The 21,950-nt window shown below is 65.3% G+C and carries 20 protein-coding genes; 9 read left to right on the top strand and 11 right to left on the bottom strand.

Annotated elements, in window-relative coordinates; genetic code table 11:
• Positions 1 to 157: 157 nt before the first annotated feature.
• Together leuC and leuD are read left to right on the top strand one after the other, a co-directional pair.
• Positions 158 to 1,579: a 3-isopropylmalate dehydratase large subunit gene (gene leuC / locus PF66_RS27185; protein WP_054064371.1), complete on the top strand. Its 1,422-nt coding sequence runs from the start codon at positions 158 to 160 to the stop codon at positions 1,577 to 1,579.
• Positions 1,576 to 2,190, top strand: a complete 615-nt coding sequence (leuD, locus tag PF66_RS27180) for a 3-isopropylmalate dehydratase small subunit (protein WP_054064370.1) — start codon at positions 1,576 to 1,578, stop codon at positions 2,188 to 2,190. The genes leuC and leuD overlap by 4 nt, the downstream gene beginning before the upstream one ends.
• Before the next feature lie 54 nt (positions 2,191 to 2,244).
• Here leuD and PF66_RS27175 read toward each other — a convergent pair whose 3' ends face one another.
• The 6 genes from PF66_RS27175 to PF66_RS27150 form a co-directional block, all read right to left on the bottom strand.
• A complete protein-coding gene (locus PF66_RS27175) occupies positions 2,245 to 3,159 on the bottom strand; it encodes a LysR substrate-binding domain-containing protein (RefSeq protein ID WP_054060808.1) in 915 nt (304 codons plus the stop codon).
• Between the two features lie 112 nt (positions 3,160 to 3,271).
• Positions 3,272 to 4,564: a C4-dicarboxylate transporter DctA gene (dctA, locus tag PF66_RS27170; protein ID WP_054060809.1), complete on the bottom strand. Its 1,293-nt coding sequence runs from the start codon at positions 4,562 to 4,564 to the stop codon at positions 3,272 to 3,274.
• A 101-nt stretch (positions 4,565 to 4,665) separates the two neighbouring features.
• Entirely contained in the window at positions 4,666 to 5,541 is an 876-nt protein-coding gene (locus PF66_RS27165; RefSeq protein ID WP_054064369.1) for an alpha/beta fold hydrolase, read from the bottom strand.
• Between the two features lie 113 nt (positions 5,542 to 5,654).
• Complete coding sequence (locus PF66_RS27160; protein ID WP_054060811.1) at positions 5,655 to 6,119, bottom strand: VOC family protein; 465 nt, start codon at positions 6,117 to 6,119, stop codon at positions 5,655 to 5,657.
• Positions 6,120 to 6,227: 108 nt separating this feature from the next.
• Positions 6,228 to 7,196, bottom strand: coding sequence for a DUF3829 domain-containing protein (locus tag PF66_RS27155; RefSeq protein ID WP_054064368.1), 969 nt, complete (start codon positions 7,194 to 7,196; stop codon positions 6,228 to 6,230).
• Positions 7,196 to 8,830, bottom strand: a complete 1,635-nt coding sequence (locus PF66_RS27150) for a J domain-containing protein (protein WP_054064367.1) — start codon at positions 8,828 to 8,830, stop codon at positions 7,196 to 7,198. Before PF66_RS27150 ends, PF66_RS27155 begins: the two co-directional genes overlap by 1 nt.
• 211 nt (positions 8,831 to 9,041) lie before the next feature.
• Here PF66_RS27150 and PF66_RS27145 point away from each other — a divergent pair, with 211 nt between their 5' ends.
• From PF66_RS27145 to PF66_RS27120, 6 genes are all read left to right on the top strand, one after another.
• Positions 9,042 to 10,058: an AraC family transcriptional regulator gene (locus tag PF66_RS27145; protein ID WP_054060814.1), complete on the top strand. Its 1,017-nt coding sequence runs from the start codon at positions 9,042 to 9,044 to the stop codon at positions 10,056 to 10,058.
• 241 nt (positions 10,059 to 10,299) lie between these two features.
• On the top strand, positions 10,300 to 11,946 hold the full coding sequence (locus PF66_RS27140) for an AMP-binding protein (protein ID WP_054064366.1): 1,647 nt from the start codon (positions 10,300 to 10,302) through the stop codon (positions 11,944 to 11,946).
• 120 nt (positions 11,947 to 12,066) lie between these two features.
• Entirely contained in the window at positions 12,067 to 12,834 is a 768-nt protein-coding gene (locus PF66_RS27135; protein WP_054064365.1) for an SDR family NAD(P)-dependent oxidoreductase, read from the top strand.
• A gap of 11 nt (positions 12,835 to 12,845) precedes the next feature.
• Entirely contained in the window at positions 12,846 to 14,033 is a 1,188-nt protein-coding gene (locus PF66_RS27130) for an acetyl-CoA C-acyltransferase (protein WP_054064364.1), read from the top strand.
• A 9-nt stretch (positions 14,034 to 14,042) separates the two neighbouring features.
• Positions 14,043 to 15,170: an acyl-CoA dehydrogenase gene (locus PF66_RS27125; RefSeq protein ID WP_054064363.1), complete on the top strand. Its 1,128-nt coding sequence runs from the start codon at positions 14,043 to 14,045 to the stop codon at positions 15,168 to 15,170.
• Positions 15,171 to 15,185: 15 nt separating this feature from the next.
• Positions 15,186 to 15,959, top strand: a complete 774-nt coding sequence (locus PF66_RS27120; protein WP_054064362.1) for an enoyl-CoA hydratase — start codon at positions 15,186 to 15,188, stop codon at positions 15,957 to 15,959.
• A gap of 133 nt (positions 15,960 to 16,092) precedes the next feature.
• Here PF66_RS27120 and PF66_RS27115 read toward each other — a convergent pair whose 3' ends face one another.
• Together PF66_RS27115 and PF66_RS27110 are read right to left on the bottom strand one after the other, a co-directional pair.
• Positions 16,093 to 17,244 carry an acyl-CoA dehydrogenase family protein gene (locus tag PF66_RS27115; RefSeq protein ID WP_054064361.1) on the bottom strand — a complete coding sequence of 384 codons (1,152 nt, stop codon included), beginning with the start codon at positions 17,242 to 17,244 and terminating at the stop codon, positions 16,093 to 16,095.
• Between the two features lie 4 nt (positions 17,245 to 17,248).
• On the bottom strand, positions 17,249 to 18,355 hold the full coding sequence (locus tag PF66_RS27110) for an enoyl-CoA hydratase/isomerase family protein (protein ID WP_054064360.1): 1,107 nt from the start codon (positions 18,353 to 18,355) through the stop codon (positions 17,249 to 17,251).
• 275 nt (positions 18,356 to 18,630) lie between these two features.
• On the opposite strand from PF66_RS27110, the gene PF66_RS27105 reads away from it, so the two are divergent.
• The gene (locus tag PF66_RS27105; RefSeq protein WP_054064359.1) at positions 18,631 to 18,981 is read left to right on the top strand and encodes a hypothetical protein; all 351 of its coding nucleotides are present in this window, start codon (positions 18,631 to 18,633) and stop codon (positions 18,979 to 18,981) included.
• Positions 18,982 to 19,090: 109 nt separating this feature from the next.
• Here PF66_RS27105 and PF66_RS27100 read toward each other — a convergent pair whose 3' ends face one another.
• Genes PF66_RS27100 through PF66_RS27090 form a run of 3 tightly spaced genes read right to left on the bottom strand, consistent with a single transcriptional unit; the run spans position 19,091 to position 21,771 of the window.
• Positions 19,091 to 19,717, bottom strand: coding sequence for a TetR/AcrR family transcriptional regulator (locus tag PF66_RS27100; RefSeq protein WP_054061221.1), 627 nt, complete (start codon positions 19,715 to 19,717; stop codon positions 19,091 to 19,093).
• A gap of 6 nt (positions 19,718 to 19,723) precedes the next feature.
• Entirely contained in the window at positions 19,724 to 20,578 is an 855-nt protein-coding gene (locus tag PF66_RS27095; protein WP_054061216.1) for a 3-hydroxybutyryl-CoA dehydrogenase, read from the bottom strand.
• Between the two features lie 11 nt (positions 20,579 to 20,589).
• Positions 20,590 to 21,771, bottom strand: coding sequence for an acetyl-CoA C-acyltransferase family protein (locus PF66_RS27090; RefSeq protein ID WP_054064358.1), 1,182 nt, complete (start codon positions 21,769 to 21,771; stop codon positions 20,590 to 20,592).
• Positions 21,772 to 21,950 lie beyond the last annotated feature (179 nt).

Raw genomic sequence — 21,950 nt, 5'->3', positions numbered from 1 at the left:
GTTCCGGCGCCTGTGCAACGCAAGCGCCGATCGAACACGATCCATGTTCCTCGCCATCACCCTCGCGGCATTGATGCACCTCTCACGCTCCCTATGATGGCCATGAAGTCTGTCGGATTCGACAGCCTCGCGTACTTTCATTCCTGCGAGCGCCACCATGACTGCAACGAGAACCCTCTACGACAAGCACATCGATTCCCATACGGTGTGTCGCCTCGACGACCAGGGCCATGTCCTGCTGTACATCGACCGCCAGGTCATCAACGAATACACCAGCCCGCAAGCCTTCAGTGGCCTGCGCGAAGCCGGGCGCGGCGTGTGGCGTCCGGAAACGGCCCTGGCCGTGGTCGATCATGTGAACCCCACCGCGCCCAGGCGCATTGCCGCCATGCCGGATGCCGGCGGGGCGCGGCAGGTGTCGTACCTGGCCGAGAACTGCGCCGATTTCGGTATCGAACTGTTCGATGTGCTCGACAAGCGCCAGGGTATCGAGCATGTGGTCGCCCCCGAGCAGGGCTTCATCCTGCCCGGCATGGTGGTGGCGGCCGGCGACAGCCACACCACCACCTATGGTGCCCTCGGGGCCTTCGGCTTCGGCATCGGCACTTCGGAGATCGAACACCTGCTGGCCTCCCAGACGCTGGTCTACAAGCGCCTGAAGACCCTGCGGGTGACGGTCGACGGCGAACTGGCGGCCGGGTTGACCTCCAAGGACGTGATCATGGCGCTGATCGGCGAAATCGGTGCTTCTGGCGCGACGGGCTACGCCATCGAGTTCTGCGGTTCGACCATCGATGCGTTGAGCGTCGAAGCGCGCATGACCATCTGCAACATGGCCGTGGAAGCCGGTGCCCGGGGCGCCTTCATGGCCCCGGACGAGAAGGTGTTCGCCTACCTCAAGGATAAGCCGCGGGCGCCACAGGGAGAACTGTGGGACCAGGCTGTCACCCGTTGGCGCGAGCTCAGGAGCGATGCCGGCGCGCGGTTCGACCGGGAGGTGCATCTGGATGCCACGGCCCTGGAGCCGATGGTCACCTGGGGCACCAGCCCGGACCAGGCGGCGCCGATCGGTGCACGGGTGCCGGACCCGGAAAGCCTCGACGATCCGATCCTGCGCCAGGACATGCGCCGGGCCCTGAACTACATGGGCCTGGAAGCCGGCATGCCGTTGAGCGAGATCATCATCAGCCATGCCTTCATCGGCTCCTGCACCAATGCCCGGATCGAGGACTTGCGTGACGCGGCCCGGGTGGTGCGCGGCCAGCAGGTGGCCAGGCATGTGCGGGCGATGATCGTGCCGGGCTCCACCCAGGTCCGCGATCAGGCCGAAGCCGAGGGGCTGGCGGCGGTGTTCATCGAAGCCGGGTTCGAATGGCGCCAGTCCGGCTGCTCGATGTGCCTGGCGATGAACGACGATGTGCTGTCGGCGGGCGACCGCTGTGCCTCCAGTACCAACCGCAACTTCGAAGGTCGCCAGGGCGCCGGTGCCCGCACGCACCTGATGAGCCCGGCGATGGTGGCGGCCGCGGCGATTGCCGGGCGCCTGACCGATATCCGTTCCCTGGAGCAACGCCCATGAGCCTGCAACCGTTTTCCCGGGTCACCGGCAAGGCCGCACCGATGCTGGCGGCCAATATCGACACCGACGTGATCATGCCCAAGCAGTTTCTCAAGGGTATCGACCGCAACGGTCTGGATCGCGGGTTGTTCTTCGACCTGCGCTTTTTGCCTTCGGGCGAACCCAACCCCGAGTTCGTGCTGAACCAGCCGGCCTGGCAGGGAGCGAGCTTCATGGTGGTCGGGCCGAACTTCGGTTGCGGTTCCAGCCGTGAGCACGCGGTGTGGGGGTTGAAGCAGGTGGGCATCCGCGCCCTGATCGGCAGCAGTTTCGCCGGGATCTTCTACGACAACTGCCAGCGTAACGGCGTGTTGCTGATCACCCTCGACGAGGCGACGGTGCAGCGGTTGGGGCAGGTGGTGAGCCAGCCGCAGGGGGCCGAGATTTCGGTCGACCTGCAGGCCCAGCAGATTGGTTTGCAGGACGGCAGCGTGATCGGGTTCCAGATCGATGCCCTGCGTAAATCCGCCTTGCTGCTCGGGCTGGATGCCATCGGCAGCACGTTGCAGCGCCGTGAGCAGATCGAGGCGTTCGAGCGCTCGCATCTGCAGGCCAATCCCTGGTTGAGCTGAACGGAGACTGTCGAGTCTTCCCCGCTACGGGGAAGACTCGACAGCCGAAGAATTTCAGATCGACAACTGTCGGAAGTGCTCCTGCAGAAACTCCACGCACGCCCGCAACTTCCCCGAGTAGGCCAGCCGCGTCGGGTACACCGCCCAGACATTCGCACTCTGGGTATGCTCGTGCAACACCTGCACCAGTCGACCCTGCTCCAGCAGCGGTTTGACGTCCCACAGCGAGCGCAGCAGGATGCCGCGCCCATCCAGTGCCCACTGCAGGACGATCTCGCCGCTGTTGGACGACAGCGGCCCGCGTACGCGCACGCTGTCCTGGCGGCCGTCGCACTCCAGGTTCCAGATCCCGAAGGCGTTGTCGCGCTCCTTGAGCACCAGGCAGTCATGCTGTTCCAGGTCGCTCAGTTGGTGCGGCGTACCACGTCGTTCCAGGTAGGCGGGGGCGGCGCACAGCACCCGGCGGTTGCTGACCAGGCGTCGGCCGATGTGCTGGCCGGGGATGTCATCGCCGACGCGGATTTCCAGGTCGAACCCTTCGCTGACGATATCCACCACGCGGTCGAACAGGTCCAGGCGGATTTCCAGTTCCGGGTAGCGTTCGGCCAACCGCGACAGCGCCGGGGCCACGTGGTTGCGACCGAAACCGAAGCTGCTGCACAGGTGCAGGCGACCGCTGGGGCTGTCATGGGCTTCGGACAGTTCGTCGCTGAGCTGCTGGAAATCTTCGAGGATGCGCACGGCCCAGCGTTGCACCCGTTCGCCGTCCTCGGTCAGGGCGATCCGTCGGCTGGTGCGGTGCAGCAGGCGCGTGGCGAGGGTGGTTTCGAGAATCTGGATGCGCTTGCTGACGTAGGCGGGCGACAGTCCCAGCTCATCGGCCGCGGCAGCGAAGCCGGCCTTGCGGATGACGGTGAGGAATACGCGCAGGTCTTCGGGCAGGGGCACGGCGTCTTTCTTTGGGTTCATGGGCGGGGCAACGGGCACTGGCGGCAGGAGCCGCCAGAATAGCATCCGTGGGAGCAGGATTTATCGGCGAAGTTGGAGGGCCCGTTCGCGGATAAATCCTGCTTCTACAGCATTACTCGGCGGGCTGGCTCACCAAGGCCTTGCGCTCGCGGCCGAGGGCGATCGGCGCCATCCTGCTGCGGTCGAGCTGGCCTTCCCAGGCCGCCACCACCAGGGTCGCGACAGCATTGCCGATGATGTTGGTCAGCGAGCGGCATTCGGCCATGAAGCGGTCCACACCGAGGATCAGCACCATCGCCGCCACCGGTACGGTCGGCACCACCGCCAGGCTCGCGGCCAGGGCGACGAAGCCGGCACCGACCACCGCACCGGCGCCCTTGGAGGTGAGCATGGTCACCGCCAGCAGGGTCAGTTGCTGTTCCAGCGTCAGGTCGATGTTGGTGGCCTGGGCCAGAAACAGCACCGCCAGGGTCATGTAGATGTTGGTGCCGTCGAGGTTGAAGGTGTAGCCGGTCGGCACCACGATGCCCACCACGCCCTTGGAACAGCCCAGTTTCTCCAGTTTCTGGATCAGTTGCGGCAGCGCCGATTCCGATGAGCTGGTGCCGAGTACGATCAGCAGTTCCGACTTGATGTAGCCCAGCAGGCGCAGGATGCTGAAGCCGGCATAACGGGCGATGCTGCCCAGCACGCAGGTGATGAAGATCAGTGCGGTCAGGTAGAAGGTGCCGACCAGTTTCATCAGCGGCAGCAGCGAGCCCAGGCCATACTTGCCGATGGTGAACGCCATCGCGCCGAAGGCCCCGATGGGGGCGACCCGGGCGATCATGCCGACGATGCGGAAGAACACTTCGCTGGCCTGGTGGATCACGCCCACCAGCGGCCGGGCCTTCTCGCCGGCCATTACCAGCGCCAGGCCGAACAGCAGCGATACGAACAGCACCGGCAGGATCTCGCCCTGGGCGAAGGCATCGAAGAAGGTGGTGGGGATCACGTGCAGCAGGAAACCGGTCACGCCTTCGCCGTGTTGGGCCTGGCCGACGAAGTTGGCGATGGCCGAGGTGTCGAGGGTCTTCACATCGACGTTGAAGCCCGCGCCCGGGTGCAGCGCGTGGGCCGCCAGCAGGCCGATGGCGAGGGCCAGGGTGGAGACGATCTCGAAGTACAGCAGCGCCTTGCCGCCGACCCGCCCGACCTGTTTCACGTCGTGCATGTTGGTGATGCCGGAGACCACGGTGCAGAAGATGATCGGGCCGATGATCATCTTGATCAGCTTGATGAAACCGTCACCCAGGGGCTTGAGCTCGACACCGGCCTGTGGCCAGTGGTTGCCGATCAGCACCCCCAGGACGATGGCGATGACCACCTGGATATACAGGGTTCCCAGCAGTTTTCTGATTGTCATTTTTATTATCTCCGGAGTTTCAGGCAAGCCGATCCCGCCATGGGCCGTCACGGCGGCCCACGGGGAAGGGGGTGTTTCAGATCAGGGTTGCAGGGCGCCCGTCAACGCAGGAACGGCAGCACCTCGTCCAGCAGCGCCTGCGGGATTTCCTCGGCCAGGTAATGGCCGCCCGGCAGCGCCTTGCCGCGCACATCGGTGGCGACCCGTTGCCACTCGTGCAGTGGGTCGAAGCAGCGGCCGACCGTGCCTTCTTCGCCCCACAGCGCCAGCAGCGGCAGGTTCAGCTTGCGCCCGGCGTCGAGATCGGCCCGGTCGTGCTCCAGGTCGATACCGGCGCTGGCGCGGTAGTCCTCGCAGACGCCGCGGGCGCTGCCGGGCAGGCTGAGGCAGCGGATGTATTCGCTGAAGGCTTCGTCGGTGAACGGCTTGAGCCCGGCACTGCGGCTGCCCATGACGCTGCGCAGGTACTGCTCCGGGTTGGCCTCGATCAGGCTTTCCGGCAACGGTGCCGGGCGGATCAGGAAGAACCAGTGCCAGTAGGCGCGGGCGAAGGCTTCGTTGGTCTGGGCATACATCGACAGGGTTGGCGCGATATCCAGCAGCACCATGCGCTGCACCGCGTCGGGGTGGTCGAGGGCCAGGCGGTGGGCGACGCGGGCACCACGGTCGTGGGCCAGGATCGAAAACTGCGCGAAACCCAGGGCGCGCATCAGCTCGACGCCGTCGCGGCCCATCTCGCGCTTGGAGTAGTTCAGGTGCTGCTCGTCGGCTTCTGGCCGGCTGCTGTCACCGTAGCCGCGCAGGTCGGCGGCGACCACGGTGAAATGCCTGGAGAGCTCGCCCGCGACCTTGTACCAGATGACGTGTGTCTGCGGGTGGCCGTGCAGCAGGAGCAGGCCTGGTCCGCTGCCGCCCACGCGGTAGGCGATGTCCACACCGTTGACGTGGCGCTGGTCTTTCTGGAATCCGGCGAACATGGAAGTGGCTCCTCGTTATGGTTGCCGACATCCTAAGTCCCACAGCGCTACAGGCAAGGCGCAAAGCGTGGTGCGCTCGTTCATGAAGTGTGTTGCTGGTCGCGGGCGAGGGTTCAGCCCCTGGACTGCTGGAACAGCTTCGCCGCCCGTGCCTCGATCTCGGCCTGGGTCAGGTCTTCCTTGTGGCTGGCGAGGAACCAGACATGGCCGAACGGGTCCCTGAGGGTGCAACTGCGGTCGCCGTAGAACTGGTCCTGCACTTCGCTGACCACCGTGGCCCCGGCCGCCGTGGCGGTTTCGAACTGCTTGTCGACATCCGAGACGTACAGGTGAATACCGACCGAGGTGGGGCCCTGGGGACTGACGAACGGCCCTTCGCCGCAGGGTGTGCCGAGCATCAGCGGCGAGTCGCCGATGCGCAGTTCGGCATGGCCGATGCTGCCATCAGGCATTGACAGGCGCATGATCTCCGTGGCGCCGAAGGCTTGCTTGTAGAAGTCGATGGCCGCAGCGGCCTGGCTGACGCCCAGGTAGGGGGTGATGCTGTGGAAACCCTCCGGTATCGCTTTGACGCTCATCTTCGTTCTCCCTTGTCGTGTGGCGATGACCGGCCACCGTGGCCGGTCATCTGACTATAGGCCACGGGGGACGAGGGGTTGGGCGAACTGACGGAGTGTGCTGCCGTCTCAGAAGTCGACATCCGCCTGTCGGTTGTAGAGCGCCAGCAGGACGTCATAGCGGTGGCCGACGTTCCAGAAGGCATCGCTCAGCACCTGGGGTTCGGCGTGGTTGCGCCAGTCGCTTGCCAACTGCTCCAGGGCGGCCTGGTACTGTTGCATCGGCTGTTGCAGCCTCGACCACAATTCGTGGACCGGACCATGGCGGCGGTTGGCGGGGAGGGCGTTGCGATAAGCTTCGGCAGACTCCTGAGCTTGGCGCAGTTCGTCACGGGTGCTGCCGAGCAGGGGCAGGTCGAGTCGCTGCCGGCGTGCCGCTGCTTCCAGGCGGTCGATGCCCAGGCGGGCTTGCAGCATGTAGTTCAGCAGGTGCCAGTGCATGTCCCGGCCCAGCTTCTGCTCCAGGTGTTCCAACTGCCTCGGGCGCAGCGCGAGCTCGGTGCTTTCGAGTTCGCGGCGCAAGGTGTCGGAAAGCGGGAGGAAGGCCTGGACTCTTTCGGCGTGCCGCTTTCTGTCCGATTCGGCTATTACGCTGCTGAACTGGGCCTCCAGTCTCTCCGGCAGCACAGGCTTGGCCGAGACCGAGTCCAGGAGCCCAGGTGCCTGGGCGCTTGTCAGGGCTGGCAGGTAGCGATCGGCGAGCAGGCCGATCTGCCGCGTGCCGTCGACAAGACTGGCCTTGAAGGCGTTGGCGGGTTTGCAGAAATCGTTTTTTATCGCCTGGTAATCATGGCGTTGCAGAGAGGGGAAGTCATCGTCCCTGTGGCTTTGCCCGGCCTCGCGATCCAGGCGCCAGGGCACCTCGGCGACATTCACGCACTTGACCAGTGGCCGCAGTGCATTGGCTTCGGCTGTCGCCTCACTGTCGTGACGGTCCAGCCAGATGTCGAAACGGTTCTGTTGCCGCTCGGTGCCGACCAGCAGGTAGAGACCGCAGATCAGCAGTACGCCGCCAGAGAGAAACCAGCGCTTGTCCATCAACGGGCCTCCTTGCCGTACCACTGTTCCCGGGTGGCCGGGAGACGGCAGTCCTCGACGCTTGCCGGCATGCGGCTGCACAGGCGCTCGGGCCAGGGCTGCAGCCCCTCGTTGCGGCCCGCTACGGTCCTGCCGTGCGCCAGATAGAGCGCCAGCGTGCCGAGGCTGATACTCAGTATCAGGGCGCCGGCCAGCCAGCAGGAGAGGGGATGGCGCCGCGGCCTTTTGCCTATCCGGTCAGTCCAGGCCAGTGCCAGCATCGTACCGGCGTAGGTCAGCAGGGGGAGCATGCCCAGCCAGGCGGCGGTCACTCCCGCCACCAGCCAGCAGGGCAGCAGTTCGCGCAGTAGCAGCGGCGCAGGACGGCGGGGGCTGAGCCGGTGCGACAGGCGTTGGCTGAGACGATGATCCAGCGTCCAGACGCTGTCCGCCACCGCCGGCCAGAACCAGAGCAGGGTGCCGGTGAGCCCGCCCAAGGCCAGTGACCAAAGGGCAATGGCGTCGGCCGTCGCCTTCAACCCGCTGCCCGGCAACAGCTTCTGCTGCACCGCGGCGGCAGTGCAGGCCAACATCACCGCGGCGAAGCCAAGCCAACCGGTATCGGCGGACTGCCAGTCGCGCCAGAAGAATGCATTGGCGTCGGGCAGCCGGCTTTCCAGGCGTGGATGGCCGTGCCGGATCCTCTGCGCAGCCTGCTGGCAGGCCTGCCAGTCCTCCTTGTGGAAGCGGCGTGCGAAGCTGCGTCGCTCGGCCAGTGACATCGGGGCGAACAGCAGTTGCGTGGCGCGGTTGTCGGGCGTATTCGCCGGCAGTTGCAGGCGATGCATGTGCTGGGACAGCAGTTCTTCGTCCCGACTGCGTTCCAGCAGGCGCGTCCAGTACGGCTCCGGACAGCGGGGCGCGGGACCGACATCGTTCCACTGCCGCAGCTTGCACATCGCGTGAAAGAGCCGGGCAGACCAGAGCGGGCACTCCAGCAACAACCTGGCCAGTACTTCATCGAGCGGTTGCTGGTGCTCCAGGGCGTCGAGCCCGTAGAGTTGCACCCGGTGGTAGTACTCGCGCCAGAAACCTTCGACATTGCCCACATCGAGCTGATAGCCGAGGGCTTGTTCCAGGTTCCCCAACAGGCGTCGATGCAGCTCGGCGAGGGCGCTGCGGGGAACATCGGTAGGCCGCCACGGGCTCATCCACTGGAAGCGTTCCAGGCCCCAGTGGGCCAGCGCCGTGAAGTCCTGCCCGGGTTCGAGACAGCGCAGCAGCAGTTGTTCGCCGAATTCGTGCTCGCAGCCATAGAGGGGGGCCTTGGCGAACCGCTCGTCGAGCAGGGCCGCAGTGATGCCTTCGAGTAACCGCGTGGCCGCGCGTTGGGCGCCAGAGTGGCCGGCGGGGCGGGGCTGCAGGCCGGTGTCCGTGTCGTAGTGGATGGTATCGCTGGCTGCTGCGATGTCCTCGCGTACTGGCTCGGGGCCCGTTTCGCGCCAGTCCAGTGCCTGCTCGTAGGCCTCGCGCAGTCGCTGGAAACCCTCCGGGTCATCGTCCGGGCGGGTGCGCTTGAGCAGGCTGGCGTACTGGCGCTTGATGCTCCGGGGATCGGCATCCGAGGGCAGGCCGAGGACTTCCCAACAACTCATCGATACACCTCGAACGCCGTGTTCGATGCGGCTACCACGATCATGCCCACAAGACTCCCGGTAAAGATCATTCCCTGATGGGGGAGCGATGGTATCAAAGTGCTGCTGTCTGCGCCGCAACAGGCTTTATCGGCGCAGCAGGCTGGCTTTTTGCTCGGCGCTGCCTAAGATGGCCGACACAAGGATCAGCACAAGGCTCAGGCGACAGCCAATGGCGGAAAAAGACACCATCTCCATCCATCTGGTGCGCGAGGCGCTGCTGCAGAGTTGCGTCCCGGGCGCGGCCACCGAAGAGGTGCTGGACAAGGTCGGGATCGACCCGCAGTTGCTGCAGCGGCCCGAGGCGCGGGTGCCGGCCAGTGACTATGCGCGGCTGTGGCGCCTGCTCGCGCGACGCAATGATGATGAGTTCTTCGGCATGGACCCGCGCAAGCTGCGCGCCGGCAGCTTTGCCTACCTGTCCCGCACGAGCATGGCGCAGCCGACGGTAAGGGCCGGGCTGGAGTCCGTGCTGGCGTTCCTCTCGCTGATGTTCGAACGCCTGGCGGCCCAACTGGTGACCCAGCAGAGCCTGGCGGAGATCGTCCTGGCGGAGCCTGAGGGGGAGGCCCGGCGACCGTTCACCTATTTCACCTACTGGATGATCGTCCATGGCGTGGCCTGCTGGCTGGCCGGACGGCGGATCCCGATCCTGGCCATCGAGTTGCGGTGCGACGAGCCGGACTACTGCGATGACTACCGGGTGATGTTTTCCGAGAACCTGCGCTTTGCCCGGCCGCGGACGCGGATGATCCTCGCCGCCGATTGCCTGGACCTGCCGATCAAGCGCAGCCACCAGGAGCTGCAGCGCTTTCTCGGGCATGCGCCGGCCAATATCCTGGTCAAGTACCGCGATGCCCAGAGTTTTTCCAGCCGGATCCGGCATGACCTGCGGCAGTTGCCGGCCCAGCAGTGGCCGGAAACCGAGGCGCTGGCGCTGCGGCTGTGCATGTCGGCTTCGACCCTGCGCAGGCGGCTGGCGGAGGAGGGGCAGACCTACCAGGGGCTCAAGGACAGCGTGCGCAAGGAACTGGCGATTGCCTGGCTGGCCGAACCGACGATCAGCTTCGGCGAAATCGCCACGCGGCTGGGGTTTGCCGATATCAGCTCGTTCTACAAGGCCTTTCGCAAGTGGTCGGGCTCAAACCCGGGGCATTATCGCAGCCTGATTCTCAACGACAGCCAGTAGCGCCGGGCAGGATGCTGGTCCGCCCTGTGCGGCATTTCATTTGATCGTTCCCACGGTCCCCGTGGGAATGCCTCCCAGGACGCTCCGCGTCCGCCCGGAGGGTGCTTGTGCCTATTCATCATTGGCCAAACCAGTCAAGCAGGTTGAAGGCTTTGACCATTGTCGCAAGTCCCTGACGGGGCGACTATTTCCTCGGTTTTTCTACGGTTTCCTCTAATAACAAGACCGGGAGATTGCTGGGATGCGTGACTATCTGACTGCCACCGAGACTTTCAATTATCAGCACGTGGCTGAAACGAGCCTGAAAGGCACCCTGACGGCGCTCAATGCCTGCGTCGAATGTTGTGACCGGTATGCCTTGCCGGGGCGGATCGCCCTGTTCTGGGAGGGCTGCGATGGCAGCAGTGCCACCTATACTTTCACGCAGTTGCAGGAGCAGGCCGGGCGTTTCGCCAATTTCCTGCTGGCCCAGGGCGTGGGGCGCGGCGACAAGGTTGCCGGGCTGTTGCCGCGCAATGTCGAGCTCTTGGTGACGCTGTTCGCCACCTGGCGCATCGGTGCGGTGTACCAGCCGCTGTTCACCGCGTTCGGGCCCAAGGCCATCGAGCATCGCCTGAACAGTTCGGCAGCCAAGGTGGTGGTCACCGATGCGGCCAACCGCAGCAAGCTCGATGAAGTCGCCGACTGCCCAACGATCGTCACGGTCGCCGGTGCCAAGGGGCAGGGCATCGTTCGTGGCGACTTCAGCTTCTGGGCCGAGGTGGACAATTACCCGGCGGCTTGCGAGCCGCTGATGCTCAGTGGCGAAGATCCGTTCCTGCTGATGTTCACCTCGGGTACCACCGGCCCCGCCAAGCCGCTGGAAGTGCCGCTCAAGGCGATCATCGCCTTTCAGAGCTACACCCGCGACGCGGTCGACCTGCGCCCCGAGGATGCCTTCTGGAACGTCGCCGACCCGGGCTGGGCCTACGGTCTCTACTTCGGCATCACCGGGCCGCTGGGCCTGGGCCACCCGATCACCTTCTACGATGGCCCGTTCACCGTGGACAGCACCTGCCGGGTGATCGAGAAATATGGCATCACCAACCTGACCGGTTCACCGACCGCCTACCGCCTGCTGATCGCCGCCGGCGAGGCGTTTTCCAGCCGGATCAGGGGGCGCCTGCGCGCCGTCAGCAGCGCCGGTGAGCCCCTGAACCCGGAGGTGATCCGCTGGTTCGCGGAAAACCTCGACGTCACTATTCTCGATCATTACGGGCAGACCGAACTGGGCATGGTCCTGTGCAACCACCACGGCCTGCAGCATCCGGTGCACGTCGGCTCGGCGGGTTTCGCCTCGCCCGGTCATCGCATCGTGGTGCTCGACGACGATCATCGGGAACTGGGTGTCGGCCAGCCGGGGATTCTCGCCCTGGATCGTTCCCAGTCGCCGATGTGCTGGTTCAACGGCTACAAGGGCTTCGAGACCAAGGCGTTCGTCGGCCCGTACTACCTCAGTGGTGACACGGTGGAGCTGAACGCCGACGGCAGTATCAGTTTCGTTGGCCGCAGCGACGATGTGATCACCACCTCCGGCTATCGGGTGGGGCCGTTCGATGTGGAAAGCGCCCTGGTCGAACACCCGGCGGTGGTGGAGGCGGCGGTGGTCGGCAAGCCTGACCCCGAGCGCACCGAACTGGTGAAGGCGTTCGTGGTGCTCAATGCCCAGTACCGCGCCGAGCCGCAACTGGCCGAGGAGCTGCGCCTGCATGTGCGCAAGCGCCTCGCGGCTCATGCCTACCCACGGGAAATCGAATTCGTCGACGAGTTGCCCAAGACCCCCAGCGGCAAGCTGCAGCGTTTCATCCTGCGTAACCAGGAGATCGCCAAGGCCCAGGCCGGGGCCTGACATGACCCCGTAGGAGCCGGGCTTGCCCGCGAATAGGCCCTCAGGCTGAAAAAGCTTCGCGGGCAAGCCCGCTCCTACCGAGATCCATCCAGAATTGAAATACCAACGAAGGACAGTGCAATGAACATACAAGACAAGGCTTTCCTGGTCAGCGGCGGTGCCTCCGGCCTTGGCGCGGCAACCGCCGAGATGCTGGTGGCGGCTGGCGCCCGGGTGATGCTGGTGGACCTCAACGCCGAGGCCGTCGCCGCCCAGGCGCAGAAGCTCGGTGCCAATGCCCGCAGCGTGGTCGCCGACATTACCCGGGAAGACCAGGCAAAGGCTGCCGTCGAGGCAGCGCTCAGCGCCTGCGGCGGCCTGCACGGGCTGGTCAACTGCGCCGGCATCGTGCGCGGCGAGAAGATCCTCGGCAAGAACGGACCGCACCTGCTGGAGAGCTTCAGCCAGGTGATCAACGTCAACCTGATCGGCAGTTTCAACCTGTTGCGCCTGGCCGCCGCGGCCATGGCCGAGAGCGAGGCGGATGCCGGTGGCGAGCGTGGGGTGATCATCAACACGGCGTCGGTCGCCGCCTATGACGGTCAGATCGGCCAGGCCGCCTACGCCGCCTCCAAGGGCGCGATCGTCAGCCTGACCCTGCCGGCCGCCCGCGAACTGGCACGCTTCGGTATCCGCGTGATGACCATCGCCCCCGGCATTTTCGAAACCCCGATGATGGCCGGCATGACCCCGGAAGTCCGCGACTCGCTGGCGGCCGGCGTGCCGTTCCCGCCGCGGCTGGGCAAACCGTCTGAATACGCCGCACTGGTTCGGCACATCATTGAAAACAGCATGCTCAACGGCGAAACGATCCGTCTCGACGGCGCCTTGCGCATGGCTGCCAAATAGGAGAAATACCCATGACTATCCAGGATCCCGTGGTCATCGTCAGCGCCGTGCGCACCCCCATGGGCGGCTTCCAGGGCGACCTCAAGAGCCTGACCGCGCCGCAACTGGGCGCCGCCTCGATCCGTGCCGCGGTCGAGCGCGCCGGGGTGGCGGCGGATGCCGTCGACGAGGTGCTGTTCGGCTGTGTGCTCCCGGCCGGTCTCGGCCAGGCTCCCGCCCGTCAGGCGGCGTTGGGCGCCGGGCTGGACAAGGGCACCCGTTGCACCACCCTGAACAAGATGTGCGGCTCCGGCATGGAAGCGACCATCCTGGCCCATGACCGGCTGCTGGCCGGCAGTGCCGAAGTGGTGGTGGCCGGCGGCATGGAAAGCATGTCCAACGCTCCGTACCTGCTGGACCGCGCCCGCGCGGGCTATCGCATGGGCCATGGCCAGGTGCTTGACCACATGTTCCTCGATGGCCTCGAAGACGCCTATGACAAGGGCCGGCTGATGGGCACCTTTGCCGAGGACTGCGCCGAGACCAACGGCTTCAGCCGCGAAACCCAGGATGCTTTCGCCGTCGCCTCCCTGACCCGTGCGCAACAGGCCATCCGCGAAGGCCGCTTCAGGGACGAGATCGTGCCGCTGCAGGTGACGGTCGGCAAGGAGCAACGGCTGATCAGCGATGACGAGCAACCGCCGAAGGCCAGGCTGGACAAGATCGCCTCGCTGAAACCGGCGTTCCGCCAGGACGGTACGGTCACTGCGGCCAACTCCAGCTCGATTTCCGATGGTGCGGCGGCGCTGGTGCTGATGCGCCGCTCCGAAGCCGAAAAACGCGGCTTGAAACCGCTGGCGGTGATCCACGGGCATGCGGCATTCGCCGACACCCCGAGCCTGTACCCGGTGGCGCCGGTGGGCGCGATCCACAAGCTGTTGAAAAAGACCGGCTGGACCCTGGACCAGGTCGACCGTTTCGAGATCAACGAGGCCTTCGCCGTGGTCACCCTGGTAACCATGGACAAGCTGCAGATCCCCCATGAGAAGGTCAACGTCAATGGCGGCGCCTGTGCCCTGGGACACCCCATCGGTGCGTCCGGTGCGCGAATCCTGGTGACGCTGCTGTCGGCACTGCGTCAGCAGAACCTCAAGCGTGGTATCGCGGCGATCTGCATCGGCGGTGGCGAGGCCACGGCGATGGCGATCGAGTGCCTGTAAGGAGTCCCCATGCTACCGAACCAAGAGCAACAACAGATCAGCGATGCCGCCCGGGACTTTGCCCAGGAACGGCTCAAACCGTTCGCCGCCGAGTGGGACCGTGAGCACCGTTTTCCCCGGGAAGCCATCGGCGAAATGGCCGAACTGGGCTTCTTCGGCATGCTGGTGCCGGAGCAGTGGGGCGGTTGCGATACAGGTTACCTGGCCTACGCCATGGCCCTGGAAGAGATCGCTGCCGGTGACGGCGCCTGTTCGACCATCATGAGCGTGCACAACTCGGTGGGCTGCGTGCCGATCCTCAACTTCGGCAACGACGAGCAGAAGGCTCGTTTCCTGCCGGCCCTGGCCGGTGGGCAGATGCTTGGTGCCTTCGCCCTGACCGAACCCCAGGCCGGCTCCGACGCCAGTGGCCTGAAGACCCGCGCCCGGCTGGAGGGCGACCACTACGTGCTCAACGGCTGCAAGCAGTTCATCACCTCCGGGCAGAATGCCGGGGTGGTGATCGTCTTTGCCGTGACCGACCCGAGTGCCGGCAAGCGCGGTATCAGCGCGTTCATCGTGCCCACCGATGCGCCGGGTTACAAGGTCGCGCGGGTCGAGGACAAGCTCGGCCAGCATGCCTCCGATACCTGCCAGATCCTCTTCGAGGGGGTGAAGGTCCCCGTCGCCAACCGCCTGGGCGAGGAGGGCGAGGGCTATCGTATTGCCCTGGCGAACCTGGAGGGCGGTCGGGTCGGGATTGCCGCGCAATCGGTGGGCATGGCCCGGGCGGCGTTCGAGGCGGCCCGCGACTATGCCCGTGAGCGGCAGAGTTTCGGCAAGGCGCTGATCGAGCACCAGGCCGTGGCGTTCCGCCTGGCGGACATGGCGACCCAGATCGCCGTGGCGCGGCAGATGGTGCACTACGCCGCCGCCCTGCGCGACAGCGGCAAGCCGGCGCTGGTGGAGGCCTCCATGGCCAAGCTGTTCGCTTCGGAAATGGCCGAGAAGGTCTGTTCCTCGGCGTTGCAAACCCTCGGCGGCTATGGCTATCTGAACGACTTCCCGCTGGAGCGGATCTACCGCGACGTGCGGGTCTGCCAGATCTATGAAGGTACCAGCGACATTCAGCGCATGGTCATTTCGCGCAACCTGTGAGCAAGGACATTAACGATGAGCTACGAAACCATTCTGCTGGACATCAAGGGCCGCGTCGGCCTGATCACCCTGAACCGCCCACAGGCGCTCAATGCCCTGAACGCACAGATCGTCAGTGAGTTGAACCAGGCGCTGGACCGCCTGGAGGCCGACCCGGAGATCGGTTGCGTCGTGCTGACCGGGTCGAAGAAGGCCTTTGCCGCGGGCGCCGATATCAAGGAAATGGCCGAGCTGACCTATCCGAAAATCTACCTCGACGACCTGTTCAGCGACAGCGATCGGGTGGCGAACCGGCGCAAGCCGATCATCGCCGCGGTGGCCGGTTTTGCCCTGGGCGGCGGCTGTGAGCTGGCGCTGATGTGCGACTTCATCCTGGCTGCCGACAACTCCAAGTTCGGCCAGCCGGAGATCAACCTCGGCGTGCTGCCGGGCATGGGTGGCACCCAGCGTCTGACCCGTGCGGTGGGCAAGGCCAAGGCCATGGACCTGTGCCTGACCGGGCGTTTCATCGATGCGGTGGAGGCCGAGCGTTGCGGCCTGGTGGCGCGGATCGTGCCGGTCGATGAGTTGCTGGACGAAGCACTGAAGGTGGCGGCCGTGATCGCCGGCAAGTCGATTCCGATCAGCATGATGATCAAGGAGAGCGTCAACCGGGCGTTCGAGGTCAGCCTGTCCGAGGGGGTGCGTTTCGAGCGTCGGGTGTTCCATGCGGCGTTTGCCACCGAGGACCAGAAAGAGGGCATGGCGGCGTTCGTGGCCAAGCGCGAGGCGCAGTTCAAGGATCGTTGAGTCTGGCCCAATCTTGTGAGGGCCGGACAGTGTAGGAGCCGGGCTTGCCCGCGAAGCTCCTGGCGTCCTCAAGGGCGCCTTCGCGGGCAAGCCCGGCTCCTACAAGGCTGGGCTTGCGGCACAGGTGCCGGCGTTATACCAGGTAGTGCTTGAGCTCCCGCGCAATCAGCATCCGCTGAATTTCGCTCGACCCTTCGTAGATCTGCGTGATCCGCGCATCCCGGTAGTAACGCTCCACCGGATAATCTTCCAGGTACCCATACCCACCATGGATCTGCATCGCCGAGGAGCAGACCTTCTCGGCCATTTCCGAGGCGAACAGCTTGGCCTGTGACGCCTCCGACAGGCACGGCTTGCCCGCACTGCGCAGGCGTGCGGCGTGGAGGATCAGCAGTCGCGTGGCGTTGATCCGGGTGTGCATGTCGGCCAGCAGGTTGGCGATGCTCTGGTGCTCGATGATCGGCTTGTCGAACTGCACACGCTCGCGGGCATAACGCAGGGCCGCTTCGAAGGCGGCGCGGGCGATACCCAGCGCCTGGGCGGCGATACCGATCCGCCCGCCTTCAAGATTCGACAGGGCGATCGCCAGGCCCTTGCCACGCTCACCCAGCAGGTTGGCCTCGGGTACCGTGCACTGGTTGAGGGTGACGGCGCAGGTGTCGGAGGCGCGGATGCCCATCTTGTGTTCGGTCCGGTCGACGATGAAGCCTGGCGTATCGGTCGGCACCAGGAAGGCCGAGAGGCCTTTCTTGCCCAACTCCGGGTCGGTCACGGCAAAGACGATCGCCAGGTTGGCACGCTTGCCATTGCTGACGAACTGCTTGGCGCCGTTGATCACCCACTGGCCGTCCTTGAGTTCGGCACGGGTGCGCAGGTTGTGCGCCTCGGAGCCGGCCTGCGGCTCGGTCAGGCAGAAACAGCCGATGGCTTGGCCGGTGGCCAGCTTCTGCAGCCAGGTTTCCTTCTGCGCCTGGGAACCGTAGTTGAGGATCGGGCCGCAGCCAACCGAGTTGTGAATACTCATCAGCGCGCCGGTGGCACCATCGCCGGCGGAAATCTCTTCGACGGCCAGGGCATAGGCGACGTAGTCGACGTAGGTGCCGCCCCATTCCTCGGGGACCACCATGCCCAGCAGGCCCAGCTCGCCCATCTTGCGGACCAGGCCGTCGTCGATCCAGCCGGCCTTTTCCCAGGCCTGGGCATGGGGCACGATTTCGCCATGGGCGAAATCCCGGGCCATGTCGCGGATCATCACTTGTTCTTCGCTCAGTTCGATATCGTGCATGGCTTCAGTTTTCGCTTGTGTCTAGGCCTTGGAAAAAACGTGCGACCCGCTCGGGTTGCAGCGCGTGCAAGGTGGGTGGATTCCAGCGGGGCGTTCTGTCCTTGTCGATCAACAGGGCGCGCACACCCTCCATCAGGTCGCCGTGCTCGAACCACTGGCGGTCCAGGTGCAACTCCATGGCGAAGCACGCTTCCAGGCTCAGGTGACGGCCCCGGCGCAACATCTCCAGGGTCACGGACATGGCCAGAGGCGAGCGGGTTTCCAGCAGGCTGACGACGTCCCGGGCCCACTCATGGCTGTCGGCGACGGTCACTGCACGCATCTGTTCGATGATGCTGGGCACGTCGGGCAGGGCGAAGAAGTGGTCGATGGCCGGGCGCAGCTTGTCCAGCGGTGCATCCGGCAGGGTCTGTACGGCCAGCTTGGCCAGCAGGCTCTGCAGGTCCTTGAGCGGGGTGTCGTGCCATTCCAGCTGGTCGAGGCGCTGGTCCAGTAGGGCCAGCCTGTCGCTGTCCAGGTACCAGTCGGCCAGGCCGCAGTAGAGCGCGTCGGCGGCGCGAATCTGCTCGCCGCTGACGCCCAGGTACAGGCCGATCTCGCCGGGAATGCGGGGCAGGAAGTAGCTGCCACCGACATCCGGGAAGTAGCCGATGCCGACTTCCGGCATCCCCAGCCGACTGCGCTCGGTGACGACCCGCAGATCGGCGCCTTGCACCAGGCCCATGCCGCCGCCGAGGACAAAACCGTCCATCAGCGCCAGCACCGGTTTGCGGTAGTGATGAATGCAGAGGTCGAGAGCGTATTCCTCGACGAAGAACTCTTCGTGCAACCGGCTGCCGCTCTTGTAGCTTTCGTACAGCGAACGGATGTCGCCGCCGGCGCAGAAGGCGCGATCGCCGGCGCCGCGCAGGGTCACGGCGTGGATCTGCGGGTCTTCGGCCCAGGCATCGAGCTGGCGTTGCAGCAGGCGGATCATGTCCAGGGTCAGGGCATTGAGGCCGGCGGGGCGGTTGAGGGTAAGGTGACCGATGTGGTTGCGCACCTGCGCCAGGACATCGGCCGAGGTGTCGTCAAAATCGGTCGCAGCGGAGGATGAAACCCGAGCAGTCATTACTAACTCCCTGCTTTTATTGTCTTTTTAGGTGCGTTCGCAAGCGAACGATGGTTGATCGTATCAGTGCAAATTTGCCGTGTACAACCGAGATAAGTGCAGGTCTTGTCTGCATTTTTGCCTGTGTGGGCAGGCCTCTGGACAGTCTGGCTCAAGGTGCCGGGGTTGCAAGCCGGATCCGCGCTGTCCGCATGGCTGGCAGGCTGTGCGAATCCGGTTCGTATTGCGTGGACTCAGTGCTAAAGTCGCTTCTTTTTTTCGAGCAGGGAACGGTCATGCGGATGTTAATCGGGGCGGTGGCGGCAGTGGCATTGGCGGGGTGCATGGGCCCCGGCATTAATCAGACCCGCAGCACCGGGCCGACCAAGAGTTTCACCTCGACCAAGGCCGACAATGTCGTCGCCCAGTGCATCCAGTTCTCCTGGCAGGACGAAAAGGTCTTCGATGTCGACGCCGCAGCCTATCTGCAACCGGGCTACAAGGGGGGCTCGACGGTCTACACCCGTGGTTCCGAATACTTCGTCGATGTCCGCCGCGAGGCCGAGGGTACCGTGGTCGACTACTACGCCACCGTGACCAAACCGATCGGTGCCAGAAGGCTGGCGGCTGTCGCGACCTGTCTCTGAGGGGGGAGCCGGGCTCAGTTGCAGGCCTGGGTATGCAGCACGTCTGATTTTCAGCCGGAAGAAATCAAGCAGCAACGGCGATCACGTCACCCGTTGATTCAGGTGATTTTCACCGAGAGGCACTGGCCAGGGCGCCTTTCACTGCGCCCAAGGCAATTCCGTGCATCAGCAGTCGATGGCCCTGTGGCTCCAGGCCGGCATCGTCGGTCCAGGCCGGCAGGTTGTTCAGCAGACAGAGGAAGGTGCGCACGGTGGTGCGGGCCAGGGACTCGTCAGGGGAGAGGCCCAGGGGCGTGAGCAACTTGACCAGGTGGCTTTCGTAGCGGCGGCGCAATTCCAGCACGGCCGCCTGCTGCGAGTCGTCCAGGCAGTGGAATTCATGCTCCGCGACGCGGAAGAAATCGGCCTTGTCGCGGTGCAGGTCCAGGTGCGCGGTTATCAGTGCGTCCAGGCGCTTTTCTGCCGAGCGCGAGGCCCGCGCCGAAGGCGCGGCGACAATTTCGAGCAGGTCCAGATGCAGGCTCTCGATCAGCTCGAACAGCAGCGCCTGCTTGCTCTCGATATGGTTGTAGATCGAGCCCGGCTGGATGCCCAGGTGCGCGGCCAGTTCCCGCAGGCCAACCTGGGCGAACCCGCGCCGGGCAAACAGCGCCACGGCTTTGGTGCGGGTTTCCAGATGGCGTGAAGGTTTCTGTTCCGGCGCCTGCGATGCAATGGCAAGAGCTGCCCGGGCCATGGCCAATCAGCCTTCGTACGTGTAGAAGCCACGCCCGCTCTTGCGACCCAGGTAACCGGCCGCCACCATTTCCCTGAGCAACTGCGCCGGCCGGTACTTCGGTTCGTCGAAGCCCGAGTGCAGGCTCTCCATGATCGCCAGCAGGGTATCCAGGCCAATCAGGTCGGCCAGGGCCAGCGGGCCGATCGGCTGGTTGCAGCCCAGTTGCATGCCGGCGTCGATGTCTTCGGCGCTGGCCAGGTCTTCCTGGAGGACGAAGATGGCTTCGTTGATCATCGGGCAGAGGATGCGGTTGACCACGAAGCCAGGGCGGTTGCGGGCGGTCACGGCGGTCTTGCCGATCTGCGTGGCCAGGGCCAGGGCGCTGGCGTGGGTGGCGTCGCTGGTCTGCAGGCCGCGAATGACTTCCAGCAGACCCATCACCGGGACCGGGTTGAAGAAGTGCAGGCCGATGAAGCGTGCCGGCTGGCTGATGGCTGCCGCCAGTTCGGTGATCGACAGCGACGAGGTGTTGGTGGCGATGATGCACTCGGCGCCGACCACTTCGGCGACCTGCTTGAGAATGCGTTTTTTCAGTTCGAGGTTTTCCGTGGCGGCCTCGATCACCAGCTCGGCTCCGGCCAGCACCGCGTAGTCGGTACTCAGGCTGATGCGGCCGAGGGCGGCCTGCTTGTCCTCGGCACTGATCACGGCCTTGCGCACCTGGCGGTCGAGGTTGCCGCTGAGGGTCGCCAGCCCTTTGTCCAGGGCAGCCTGGGACACATCGATCAGGCTGACCTGCAGGCCCGCCACCGCGCAGACCTGCGCGATGCCGTTGCCCATGATGCCGGCGCCGATCACGGCGATACGTTGGATAGTCATGAAGATCGTCCTTAAACCCGTTCGAAGATGACGGCGATGCCTTGTCCACCGCCGATGCACATGGTGGCCAGGCCATAGCGTCCGCCGGTGCGATGCAGCTCGTGGATCAGCTTGGTGGCGATGATGGTACCGGTCGCCCCGACCGGATGGCCGAGGGAGATGCCCGAGCCGTTGGGGTTGACCTTCGCCGGGTCGAGGCCCAGTTCCTGGCTGACCGCGCAGGCCTGGGCGGCGAAGGCGACGTTGGACTCGATCACGTCGAGGTCGGCGATGCTCAGGCCGGCGCGCTTGAGTGCCAGGCGGGTGGCCGGGATCGGGCCGAGGCCCATCAGTTCCGGTTCGACCCCGGCATGGGCGTAGGCCACCAGTCGGGCCAGGGGCTTGAGACCGTTGGCCTGCACCGCCGAGGCGCTGGCCATCAGTACGGCGGCCGCGCCGTCGTTGAGGCCCGAGGCGTTGCCGGCAGTGACCGTGCCGTCCTTCTTGAAGGCGGTGCGCATCTGCGCCAACTGTTCCAGCGAGGTGCTGCGCGGGTGCTCGTCGACGCTGAACAGCTCGGTACCCTTGCGGCTGCGCACTTCCACCGGGGCGATCTGCCCCTCGAAGCGGCCTTCGTCGATGGCGCGGCGGGCCCGCACCTGTTCTTCCAGGGCCAGGTCGTCCTGCATCTGGCGGGTGATGCCATTGCGCTCGGCGATGTTCTCGGCGGTGATGCCCATGTGGATGCCGTGGAACGGATCGTGGAGGATGCCGAGCATGTAGTCGATGGCCTGCACGTTGCCCATGCGCGCACCCCAGCGGGCGGCCGGCAGCAGGTACGGGCCGCGACTCATGGATTCGGCACCGGCGCCGATGGCCACTTCGGCGTCGCCGAGCAGCAGGGTCTGGGCGGCCGAGACGATCGACTGCAGGCCCGAGCCGCACAGGCGGTTGACGTTATAGGCCGGGGTTTCCTTGGGAATGCCGGCGTTCATCGCGGCAACGCGGGACAGGTAGGCATCCAGGGTATCGGTGGGGATGACGTTGCCCATCACCACATGGCCGACCAGCGCCGGGTCCACATCGCTGCGCTGCAGCGCGGCCTTGACGGCAGTGGTGGCCAGATCGCTCAGGGGCACATCCTTCAGGGCGCCGCCGAAGGTGCCGATGGCTGTCCGGACGGCGCTGACGATATACACTTCGGGCTTTGACATGGGGCACTCCTGTTGGGTTGTCGTGGGCGCTTCGCTGTTGCTGTTGTTGGGGGAGCCGGTGGGGAAGCTTAGGCTGTGTACGAAATTGTTTGAAACGCAGGTTAGGCAAGGCGAAAACCGGCGAGGAACGCCCGGGGTCGCGCCCGACTTGACTGGTTGTCAATGAGCATTCCGAGCCG

The sequence above is a fragment of the Pseudomonas asplenii genome, from assembly GCF_001293465.1.
Classification (GTDB): Bacteria; Pseudomonadota; Gammaproteobacteria; order Pseudomonadales; family Pseudomonadaceae; genus Aquipseudomonas; species Aquipseudomonas fuscovaginae_B.
This window is presented reverse-complemented; position numbering and strand designations above follow the sequence as displayed.

Coding starts and splice junctions, on each gene's coding strand:
- leuC (WP_054064371.1), top strand. CDS start 158: ATGACTGCAACGAGAACCCTCTACGACAAGCACATCGATTCCCATACG.
- leuD (WP_054064370.1), top strand. CDS start 1,576: ATGAGCCTGCAACCGTTTTCCCGGGTCACCGGCAAGGCCGCACCGATG.
- PF66_RS27175 (WP_054060808.1), bottom strand. CDS start 3,159: ATGAACCCAAAGAAAGACGCCGTGCCCCTGCCCGAAGACCTGCGCGTA.
- dctA (WP_054060809.1), bottom strand. CDS start 4,564: ATGACAATCAGAAAACTGCTGGGAACCCTGTATATCCAGGTGGTCATC.
- PF66_RS27165 (WP_054064369.1), bottom strand. CDS start 5,541: ATGTTCGCCGGATTCCAGAAAGACCAGCGCCACGTCAACGGTGTGGAC.
- PF66_RS27160 (WP_054060811.1), bottom strand. CDS start 6,119: ATGAGCGTCAAAGCGATACCGGAGGGTTTCCACAGCATCACCCCCTAC.
- PF66_RS27155 (WP_054064368.1), bottom strand. CDS start 7,196: ATGGACAAGCGCTGGTTTCTCTCTGGCGGCGTACTGCTGATCTGCGGT.
- PF66_RS27150 (WP_054064367.1), bottom strand. CDS start 8,830: ATGAGTTGTTGGGAAGTCCTCGGCCTGCCCTCGGATGCCGATCCCCGG.
- PF66_RS27145 (WP_054060814.1), top strand. CDS start 9,042: ATGGCGGAAAAAGACACCATCTCCATCCATCTGGTGCGCGAGGCGCTG.
- PF66_RS27140 (WP_054064366.1), top strand. CDS start 10,300: ATGCGTGACTATCTGACTGCCACCGAGACTTTCAATTATCAGCACGTG.
- PF66_RS27135 (WP_054064365.1), top strand. CDS start 12,067: ATGAACATACAAGACAAGGCTTTCCTGGTCAGCGGCGGTGCCTCCGGC.
- PF66_RS27130 (WP_054064364.1), top strand. CDS start 12,846: ATGACTATCCAGGATCCCGTGGTCATCGTCAGCGCCGTGCGCACCCCC.
- PF66_RS27125 (WP_054064363.1), top strand. CDS start 14,043: ATGCTACCGAACCAAGAGCAACAACAGATCAGCGATGCCGCCCGGGAC.
- PF66_RS27120 (WP_054064362.1), top strand. CDS start 15,186: ATGAGCTACGAAACCATTCTGCTGGACATCAAGGGCCGCGTCGGCCTG.
- PF66_RS27115 (WP_054064361.1), bottom strand. CDS start 17,244: ATGCACGATATCGAACTGAGCGAAGAACAAGTGATGATCCGCGACATG.
- PF66_RS27110 (WP_054064360.1), bottom strand. CDS start 18,355: ATGACTGCTCGGGTTTCATCCTCCGCTGCGACCGATTTTGACGACACC.
- PF66_RS27105 (WP_054064359.1), top strand. CDS start 18,631: ATGCGGATGTTAATCGGGGCGGTGGCGGCAGTGGCATTGGCGGGGTGC.
- PF66_RS27100 (WP_054061221.1), bottom strand. CDS start 19,717: ATGGCCCGGGCAGCTCTTGCCATTGCATCGCAGGCGCCGGAACAGAAA.
- PF66_RS27095 (WP_054061216.1), bottom strand. CDS start 20,578: ATGACTATCCAACGTATCGCCGTGATCGGCGCCGGCATCATGGGCAAC.
- PF66_RS27090 (WP_054064358.1), bottom strand. CDS start 21,771: ATGTCAAAGCCCGAAGTGTATATCGTCAGCGCCGTCCGGACAGCCATC.